Origin of the sequence: Lysinibacillus sphaericus (genome assembly GCF_005217585.1) — a bacterium.
GTDB lineage: Bacteria > Bacillota > Bacilli > Bacillales_A > Planococcaceae > Lysinibacillus > Lysinibacillus sphaericus.
Genome location: NZ_SZPT01000005.1, coordinates 219,805 through 228,686, shown reverse-complemented (window position 1 = coordinate 228,686; position 8,882 = coordinate 219,805). Strand labels below are relative to the sequence as shown.

The 8,882-nt window shown below is 37.9% G+C and carries 8 protein-coding genes; 6 read left to right on the top strand and 2 right to left on the bottom strand.

Annotation, left to right across the window (positions count from 1 at the left end; all coding sequences use genetic code 11):
• Positions 1 to 435: collagen-like triple helix repeat-containing protein (locus tag FC748_RS18510; RefSeq protein ID WP_137102312.1), on the bottom strand; the 435-nt coding region annotated here is incomplete at its 3' end.
• A gap of 201 nt (positions 436 to 636) precedes the next feature.
• Positions 637 to 1,722, bottom strand: a complete 1,086-nt coding sequence (locus FC748_RS18505) for a glycosyltransferase (protein ID WP_024363865.1) — start codon at positions 1,720 to 1,722, stop codon at positions 637 to 639.
• Between the two features lie 183 nt (positions 1,723 to 1,905).
• Between FC748_RS18505 and FC748_RS18500 the strand changes: the two genes are divergently transcribed.
• From FC748_RS18500 to FC748_RS18475, 6 genes are all read left to right on the top strand, one after another.
• A complete protein-coding gene (locus FC748_RS18500) occupies positions 1,906 to 2,874 on the top strand; it encodes a YncE family protein (protein WP_233433830.1) in 969 nt (322 codons plus the stop codon).
• Positions 2,871 to 3,554, top strand: coding sequence for a response regulator transcription factor (locus FC748_RS18495; RefSeq protein ID WP_024363867.1), 684 nt, complete (start codon positions 2,871 to 2,873; stop codon positions 3,552 to 3,554). Before FC748_RS18500 ends, FC748_RS18495 begins: the two co-directional genes overlap by 4 nt.
• The gene (locus tag FC748_RS18490; protein WP_024363868.1) at positions 3,551 to 4,939 is read left to right on the top strand and encodes a sensor histidine kinase; all 1,389 of its coding nucleotides are present in this window, start codon (positions 3,551 to 3,553) and stop codon (positions 4,937 to 4,939) included. The genes FC748_RS18495 and FC748_RS18490 overlap by 4 nt, the downstream gene beginning before the upstream one ends.
• Positions 4,940 to 4,942: 3 nt before the next feature.
• Positions 4,943 to 5,452, top strand: a complete 510-nt coding sequence (locus FC748_RS18485) for a FixH family protein (protein WP_024363869.1) — start codon at positions 4,943 to 4,945, stop codon at positions 5,450 to 5,452.
• 123 nt (positions 5,453 to 5,575) lie between these two features.
• Complete coding sequence (locus FC748_RS18480; protein ID WP_024363870.1) at positions 5,576 to 6,145, top strand: TetR/AcrR family transcriptional regulator; 570 nt, start codon at positions 5,576 to 5,578, stop codon at positions 6,143 to 6,145.
• 102 nt (positions 6,146 to 6,247) lie between these two features.
• Positions 6,248 to 8,434 carry a YhgE/Pip domain-containing protein gene (locus tag FC748_RS18475; RefSeq protein WP_025220502.1) on the top strand — a complete coding sequence of 729 codons (2,187 nt, stop codon included), beginning with the start codon at positions 6,248 to 6,250 and terminating at the stop codon, positions 8,432 to 8,434.
• The last annotated feature ends 448 nt before the right edge of the window (positions 8,435 to 8,882 follow it).

Genomic DNA, 8,882 nt, shown 5'->3' with positions numbered 1-8,882 from the left:
GATGCCCGTCACGCCCGTAGGTCCGATTGGCCCAATATCGCCTGTAGCACCAGTGATGCCCGTCGCGCCCGTAGGTCCGGTCGGCCCGATATCGCCTGTAGCGCCCGTGATGCCCGTAGCGCCCGTAGGTCCGATTGGCCCAATATCGCCAGTCGCGCCCGTGATGCCCGTAGCGCCCATAGGTCCGGTCGGCCCGATGTCGCCTGTAGCACCAGTGATGCCCGTAGCGCCAGTGGCCCCAGTGGCCCCAGTAGCCCCAGTAGCCCCAGTAGCCCCCGTAGCGCCCGTAGGTCCGGTCGGTCCAGTCGTCCCTGTTGTACCAGTAGGTTTAACAGGCCAAATAGAACAGTTTTGCTCTGGTCTATTAATGCAACGGCATGGATAACTATTACATCTCTTGCAAATGTTATTTAAAATAAAATCGTGGAAATTCATTTATTCACCTCCTCTCTCAAATATCCTATTCATAAAAATGATAGAGGAAGTGGACGGTTAACTACTTTGCTTATTCATATAAGCATTATAAATTGTGTACTAGCTAATCACTATGATCTTATAGGGGAAGAAGCTTAGGAGATAAAGAAGACTTTCTTATAAGAATTGCATTTCCTGATTTTCATAAAGTTTAATAGTAATCTAAGCGTTGTCATTCATCTTTTTTAACAATTGCTCAAAGTAAGTTTTGTTGTGTAAGATTTTTTCATCGTTCGGTAAGTAGCCTCGTGCCAATTCATTATGGGTATTGGCTAATTCGTATTGTTGTAAACGGTCATAGAGGACGCAAAGTTGTATATGAGGTAACCACGTGGTAAAAGTTGTATTTAGAAATGGAGCGTTTGGTTTTGTTTTTATTGTCAATGCTTGTTCATACCAAAAGATTGCCTCCTGATTTTTCCCTTGCTCCATAAAATGATGGCCAAGCCTACAGCATGCCTCTGGACGTGGGATGTCATATTCAAAGCTTCTTAAAATAGAACTTACATTATTTTCTTTATCATTTAAAGTCGAGTAACAATCTGCTAGTTTAAAACAGGATTGAATATTATCTTCTACCCAACCACGTTTTGATGTTAAAAAAAGTTCATAGTAAAAGATTGCATCCTCAATTTCATTATGATCTAGTAATTCATTGGCATAATAAAATGTGTCACGTGGAGTTAATGCTTCACCTGATTGAAGGAGTTTTCTATAAATGGTAATATTCCGCTGGTGGTCATGATGAAGTGGTAAGTGGCTAATAGCGACATCACTTTCGTAAAGATGTCCACTAACCTCTAAATATTCATGAACTGCACCAATCCATTGAAATTGCTTATCTCTTTTAACTAATCGATATCTTCTTAAAAGAGAGTTCACTTTTCCTTCAGCATCAAAGCTTAAATAATAATTCATCGAGACAGCATCAATTTCAGGGGCTAAAGATTCCTTTAAGGCTTTAAATTTCTCCTGATCTTCCGCCAATAACACATCATCAGCGTCTAACCAAAGAATATAGTCCTGTGTAGCTTGTTGGAATGAAAAATTTCGCGCTTGGGCAAAATGATGCACCCACTCAAATTCAAAAATACGATCAGTAAACTGTTTTACAATTTTCTTTGTATTGTCGCTGGAGCCAGTATCAACTATATTTATTTCATCCACTAAATCTTTTACTGATTCAAGACATCTGGCAATGACATCTTCTTCATTTTTCACAATCATACATAAACTAATGGTTACCATAATGTGATTCCTCCTTACGATAATCTTTGTAGTATATGTGTTAATAGGCATTTTTGCGATGCTTAAGTCTTTTGCTATTGATAGTAAAGACGCGCTGTTATCAGCTGGGAATGTGTCATAAATTTACCTTTCAAGTTTCACGCAGATTTCACAAATGTGAAGTATAGTTAGAGGGCAGAGGTGATGATTTTGAAAAAATGGGCATTCTTCATTTTTTCTTTTATACAAATTATTTGGTTAGCAGGGTGTACAGAGAAATCTTTTGAGCCAATTGAACGTAATCAGAATTTTATAGCGTCTCTCAATATTCAAGAACCATCGCTTGATTTTATTGATGATCAAGGTGGAGTTTTTGCATCTTGGACATTTGACAAAGCGTATACAGGCGCAATACTCCTCGATAAGGACCAAATTTTACTATATGGTCATCAATTAGATGAGATAGATGTTTTTGCACTTTCGACAGGTAAAAAGCTCTATTCAAAAAAAGTAGAAATTGGCACGACCAATGTGTATTATGCGCCGAAGTTCAAACAATTTTTTGTTACGAATAGTAAGATGAATACAGTGACAAGCTTTGATGTGGAAGGCAATGAACTTGCTTCACAGCGGCTTGGCAATTATCCGATGTCGATGGCAACGTATAAAGATAAGCTTTATGTGGTGAACTATAAAGACACGAAACTATCAGTGTTATCCATTAAAGATTTAACGATAGAACAACAGTGGCCAATAGAAAAATCGTCACATGGGATTGTCATTATTGAAGAGACAAATGAGTTATGGATTGGTGGACACGGTGAAGGAAGCAAACCGAATAGTTCGGTGAAACGTTATGATCTTACAACGGGTGCTGTTCATGGTGAAATAGAAATGCCTTTAATGCCAGTAGGTTTAACAAAGACGAAAGATAATGTGTTAGTGGTCAGCCATGGTCATAATGAATTATATGTCGTTGATTTTAATGGTACAGTGAAATGGCATAAAGAGGTAGGGGCCAACCCATTTGTTGTAAATCAGTTTAAGAATAATATTGTTGTAGCTGGCTATGACGACCACACATTATATTTTATAAAAGACGGTCAGGTACAAAAAACAGTTGATGTTGGTAAAGGTGCATTTCAACTGTTAGTAAGGGAGGAAGAAAAGTGACAACAGTATTAATTGTTGATGATGAGCAAGATATGCGTAATTTAATCGAGATGATGCTCAATAATTCCAAGTTCGAGACCTTTACAGCTGCAAATGGAACGGAGGCGTACGATATTATTGTGCGAGAAAAAATCGACTTAGTTCTATTAGATGTAATGATGCCACATGAAGATGGTTTTACAGTTTGTCAAAGTATTCGTGCGATGTCGAATGTTCCTGTAATTTTCTTAACGGCACGAGATGCGAATGAGGATAAAGTAAAGGGGCTGACACTCGGTGGAGATGATTATATCGTAAAGCCGTTTACAAATGATGAACTAGTGGCACGAATGCATGCTGTATTAAGAAGAAGCGGTTCTAATATAACCGATTTGCAGCAAAAAATTGTTGTCTTTGGGTCCATTAAATTAGATGAGATTTCTCGGAAAGTTTCAGTTGAAGGGAAAGTAATCCCGTTAACTTTAAAGGAATTTGAATTATTACATTTATTTATGAAAAATCCAGGCAATGCCTATTCACGTGAACAATTGTTAGAGCGTATTTGGGATATAGATTATTTAGGGGGAACAAGAACGGTTGATACCCATATAAAAACATTACGCTTGAAGCTTGGAAAGGAAGCGGCAGGGTATATTCAAACCGTTTGGGGAGTCGGCTACCGCTTTGACCCTGGCGAATGAAAAAGATTTCCACACGTATTTGGCTACTAATATTTGCATTTTTGATTATTACAGTTGTTTTTATGTACGTACTGACTGATTTTTTATATGAACAGCTTTATGTGGAAGATACAGAAAGCATGATGATCGAGGTCGGTACAAAGTTACAAACAATGTATACGAGTGGCAAAGTGACAGATGAATTTATTGCTGATATTGAACATTATAATAATTATTCTAATTTAAATATTTTTGCTGTTAGAAATCCACGTGAGCTTAGTGCATGTGTTCCGTTTGATATTGATTATGAAACATTGATAGGTGCAGAAGAACGAGAACAATTGCTAGAAGGTAATTATGTGCAAAAGATTGGCTATGAGCCTCGGTTCGATCGACAACTTATTTCAGTTGTACTGCCTTTAGTAGATCAAAACAGGTTAGAGGGCATTATTTATATTTACTTCCCATTAGCAAAAATCAGTGAGTTAGCAAGTCAAGAAGTCATTTTCTTATTTTTGAGCGCATTTGTCTTTTTGATTGTGATGAGCTTCTTTGTATATAAAGGTATTCAACGTATTATGCGTCCATTAAATAACTTACAAATAGCGGTGGAGCAAATGTCGTATGGTCATTATGAAACACGAGTGCCGGTTAAATCTAGTGATGAAATAGGTAAACTATCCAGCACTTTTAACGGTATGGCGGAGGCTATACAACGTGAAGATGAAGTACAAAAAACATTTTTAGCAACTGTTTCTCATGAATTACGAACACCTATTAGCTATGTAAAAGGGTATAGTGAAGCAATGCAAAATGGTATTATTGCAGAAGAGCAAAAACAAGAGACTATTCAGTTGATTGTGCGAGAAGCAAATCGTATGGAACGTTTAACAAATGAGCTTCTTCAACTTGCTCGGATGGAAAACGAACAGAAGGATATTGCCCTTTATCCGATTCCACTTGCAGAAACATTACGAGAAGTACGAAAAATTTTAATGCATCAAGCTCAAAAAAAGAATATTACGTTGCATCTTAATGTAGATGATGAACTAATTGTCAAAGCGGATGAAGTGAAGCTTAAGCAAATATTTATTAACATTATCGAAAATGCTATTAATTACTCTTATGAACAGTCAAAAGTGGACATTGTGGCAGTTGAAAATAATGGAAATGCACTTATTACGATAAAGGATGATGGCATTGGTATACCGCTGGAAGATTTATCGCATGTGACAGAGCGTTTCTATCGTGTTAATAAAGCGCGTAGTCGTGCAGATGGTGGCAGTGGCTTAGGTCTATCTATAGTGGAACAATTATTAAAGCAGTTACATGGTAAAATTGAAATTGAAAGTGAATTAGATAAAGGTACAAAAGTAAAGATTACGATGCCGTTAATGGAGGAATAGAACATGAAGAAATGGATTTTGACATTGTTAGCTGTACCCGCATTATTAGTTGGGTGTGGGGAAAAGAAAGAACCAGCTACAACTTCCACATTAGAGGAGCCTCAAATGTTGGAAGTAGAAATTTTAACGTCAAAAGAAGTAGCAATAAATGCTCCGATAGAGCTAGCTGCTCACGTTACCCAAGGTAAAGAAAATATTGATGATGCAATCGTAGAATTCGAAGTGTGGGAATCAGGTAAACGGGATGAAGGTCAAATGTTAGAAGGTAAATTAGAGAAAGATGGCGTCTATAAAGCTCAGACAACATTCGATCATGACGGCGTATATTATATGTTTGCTCATACTACAGCTAATGGCATTCATAATATGCCGAAACAGCAAATTACTGCTGGTACACCTGATATGACAAAAGTAATTCAAGAAGATGAAAAAGCCAATATGAGCATGCCAAATCAGGGTACAGATTCATCAGAGGACACAGAGCAACAAGAAAATGAAAAAAATCATCATTAAAAGCTTGCATTATTTTTAAAATAGGAATATTATAATGACCAGATGACCGAAATGGTTTTCTGGTCATTATTTAATTTCAGTGTACAAAAGGTGTACATAACTTAACAGGAAAGGATGTCACAAATGGATCGTAGGCAGGAAATTATTGAAGCAGCTGCAAAATCATTTACGTTGTTTGGCTACAAGGCAACGACGATGGAACAAGTGGCGAAAATTGCGAATGTCGGTAAAGGAACGATTTATACATTCTTTGCAAATAAAGAAATTTTATTTCAAGAGATTGCGATGTCACTTGTACGTGAGATGAAGGCGGAAGCGGATGCAGTGTTGGATGTATCAGCAAGCTTTATGGATAATGCGCATCATGCTTTGATGAAAATGCTACAGTTCCGTGAGAAGCATCTTTTATTTGCGAAGTTAATAGAAGAAGAAAAAGAATTACGTACGCCAGCGGTCAAACAAGTTCTAATTCGCATTGAGTCTGAAATATTATCTTATATGGCAACATTAATTCAACGACGAATTGATAAAGGTGAAATTCGAGATTGTGATGCAGAGTTAGTAAGCTACCTGTTATTAAAAGCGTATTTAGCGTTCGTAGTAGATTGGCATGAGCTACATGGCGACATGATTCCAGAAGAGAAGATACTAAATCTTTTTAAGGAGACAATCTTTCGAGGGCTCGTTCTTTAAGAAAAAATCTACAAATTTTACACATGATGAAGTTTGCGATTTTTTTGCAGTAAAATGACCAAATGACGTTTTCGGTCAATTAGTATAGGAGTGAGAAAAAATATGATTAAAGCTGAATGGCTGAAAATCCTTAAAACAAGAAAAATGCTTGTTTCAATAATCGCTGTTCTATTTATTCCGGTCATGTATGCAGGCATGTTTTTATGGGCGTTTTGGGATCCATATGCAGGCATGTCTAATTTACCGGTAGCGATTGTTAATGATGATAAGGGTGCAGAAATGGATGGAGTGAAGTTAGACTTAGGAGATACCTTAGTCGATAAACTCGTCGATAGTAAGCAATTTGACTTTATAGAAGTGTCAAAAGAAGAGGCGGAAAAAGGATTAAATGGTCGAGACTATTACATGATTTTAGAAATCCCAACAAATTTCTCAGAGCATGCTACGACTTTACTTGATGACAAACCTTCTAAATTAGTCATGAATTATATTCCGAATGAAGGCTTGAACTTCTTAGGAGCACAAATTGGCGAAACAGCAATGGATCGCATTCGTGCGGAAGTAAATACGCAAGTTTCTGCTACATATGCAGAGAAATTATTTGATTCTATTGCGACATTAGGAGATGGCTTTACAGAAGCAGCTGATGGTTCTGTTAAGTTAGACGAAGGCGCTAAAAAAGTAGCAAATGGAGCGAAAGATTTAAAAGGATATTTAGAACAGTTAGCTTCTAGCACAATTGAACTTTCTGATGGTACAGATAAAATTACCAAAGGTGCAGCGCAAGCAGCTAATGGTGCTAACGACTTATCAACTGGTCTTGTGAAATTAGAAAATGGTACAGTGCAGTTACAGCAAGGTGCACAGCAGGCAGCTGCAGGTGCAACAAGTCTTCAACAAGGTCTGTCTCAATACACACAAGGTGTAGCGAAAGTAGAAGCAGGCCTTACAACAATAACTGAAAAACAACAGCAAATTATTGCTGGTGCAACATCTGTTGCTGAAAATGCTGGTAAGCTAAACAGTTCAGCAAATCAGTTATCTAATGGTTCTGCACAAGTAGAAGCGGGTATTGCGGCTCTAACAGCACAGTTAAAAAGTACAATTGATGCAATGCCAGCAGAGCAAGCCGCTGCTTTAAAGCAAACGTTAGCTGAGCTACAAGCTGGTAGTACCAATGTGCACAATGGTTTAAATGCATTAGCAGCAGGTACTGAAAAATTACAAGCTGGTGCTAACCAAGTTAGCGGTGGTGCATCACAAATTGCTGCAGGTCAAAAAGATGTTTTAGCTGGTGCAAATGCATTAGCAGCAAAAAGCAATGAACTAGTTCAAGGTGCACAAAGCCTTCAAGCTGGTAACGCCACTCTTGCTAGTAAACTAGGTGAATTACATGCAGGTGTAAACACAGCTGTTGCTGGTTCACAAACATTAGCTTCAGGATTAAATGACTTAGCGAGTGGTACAACAACATTGAATAAAGGTACTTCAACACTTGCTTCAAAATCTGGCGAGTTAGCAGAAGGCTCTGCAACACTTGCTGATGGGTCAACTGAACTTGCCGATGGTACAGCGACACTATCTAGCAAATTAGGTGAAGCTAGTGAAAAAGCAAACGAAGTACATGCAAATAATGACACATATGATATGGTCGGTAGTCCGGTTGAAGTAGAAAAAGAATCAATCAACCATGTTCCAAACTATGGTACAGGTTTCGCACCTTACTTTATTTCACTTGGATTATTTGTTGGAGCACTGCTAATTTCAATCGTATTCCCACTTGTAGAACCTGCAATTCGTCCGAAAAATGGCGCATCATGGTTTACAAGTAAAGTGACAGTCCTTGCATTCGTAGGTTTAGTGCAAACATTATTAACAGTAGCCATTGTAAAATGGGGCTTAGGTCTTGAAGTACAAAATTTAGGTTACTTTGTACTAACGGCGTTACTAACAAGTTATGTGTTCCTAGCTTTAATTCAAATGTTAGTTTCTATTTTCGGTGATCCAGGTCGTTTCATTGCCATTGTTGTACTGATTTTACAACTTACAACAAGCGCGGGTACATTCCCACTTGAACTGATTCCGTCACCATTGCAAGTATTTAATAAATTATTGCCAATGACATATACTGTTCAAGCATTTAAAGCAAGCATCTCAACAGGCGATATGACGTATTTATGGCAAAACTATGGTATGTTATTTGGCTACCTAATTGTGTTCTTAGTCATTACTTTTGGTTATTTCATGTTATTACACACAAAACGTTACTCAAAAGTAGCGGAAGATTAAAAACACTTTGCACCCATCATTTACTTGGTGGGTGTTTTTTAGTGCCTGTCACTCAAACAATTTGGCACCTAGCATAATATAGGCTCCTAAATCGTAAAAATCCACTTCGCTTTTCGCGGGCACAGTGTAAGCCACAACCCTCGCTGTCGCGCGGTTTGTTGCGTCTTACAACTTGCGCTGTTCCCGCAGGAGTCTACTTAGTAAGCTATAAAATATACAGCTAGCATGGAAATTGTATTAGTGTCTGTACCCGCCTTAATGTCATGGCTGGCGCATATGCAAAGTGCCAGTCACTCAAACAATTTCATTTTAAATGTAAAACAGCAGCTGATATGAGCGTATCAGCTGCTGTTTTGTGTAAGTGTAAGAGATTTAATTAATGGTTCATCATAAATGTATGATGAGTGGTGTCATTATTAGTTCGTGTGGGGCACGAAATGACGTTACA